We start from the raw sequence: 646 nt of genomic DNA, 5'->3' as shown, positions 1-646 counted from the left end.
GGAAGGTTACGATGTGATATCCTCTGTACTGCCGTTGGATGCCGTACCACGCGCACTTGTGAATCGGGAGACCACCGGTGTATTCAAGCTGATTGCGGATGCACAGACCCGCAAAATCCTCGGCGCACATATCGTGGCTGAAAATGCAGGTGATGTGATTTACGCAGCGGTACTTGCCATCAAATTTGGTCTAACCATTGAGGATCTCCGAGGAACCCTGGCCCCCTACCTCACCATGGCAGAGGGACTGAAACTAGCCACTTTGACGTTTGATAAGGATGTTTCGAAACTTTCGTGCTGTGCGGGTTAAAGTGATGAGATGATGCAAAATTGGCCCTAGATTGGAGGAATTTAAATGCTTACAGTGTTTGGAGCGACCATCGTCACTTTGATGATGGTCTTTTATGCATTAGAATCACGTTCTCGCTGGTTCACATTCGCATTTGCACTGGCTTGTTTCGGATCAGCTACATATGGGTGGTTAGCTGGAACATGGCCATTTGGAGTGGTTGAAGCGATTTGGGGGATCATTGCGTTGAGAAAATGGCACAAGTTGAAACGGTGACATTTGCTGTATCGTATCCACTTTCACAAAAAGGTTAGACCGTTTCCATTTGTGTCTTAGCGTAAGAAATTCCACATTTTT

General features: G+C 46.6%; 1 protein-coding gene and 1 pseudogene. Both read left to right on the top strand.

Annotated elements, in window-relative coordinates:
- Nucleotides 1-310: pseudogene (locus AN477_RS14700) on the top strand (mercury(II) reductase); the annotation flags it as partial.
- Nucleotides 311-355: 45 nt separating this feature from the next.
- Nucleotides 356-565, top strand: coding sequence for a hypothetical protein (locus tag AN477_RS14695; protein WP_054969924.1), 210 nt, complete (start codon nucleotides 356-358; stop codon nucleotides 563-565).
- Nucleotides 566-646 lie beyond the last annotated feature (81 nt).

It is taken from the genome of Paenalicyclobacillus ferrooxydans, assembly GCF_001399675.1.
Classification (GTDB): domain Bacteria; phylum Bacillota; class Bacilli; order Alicyclobacillales; family Alicyclobacillaceae; genus Alicyclobacillus_B; species Alicyclobacillus_B ferrooxydans.
The sequence above is the reverse complement of the archived record's forward strand: the minus strand, read 5'-3'. Positions and strand labels throughout refer to the sequence as shown.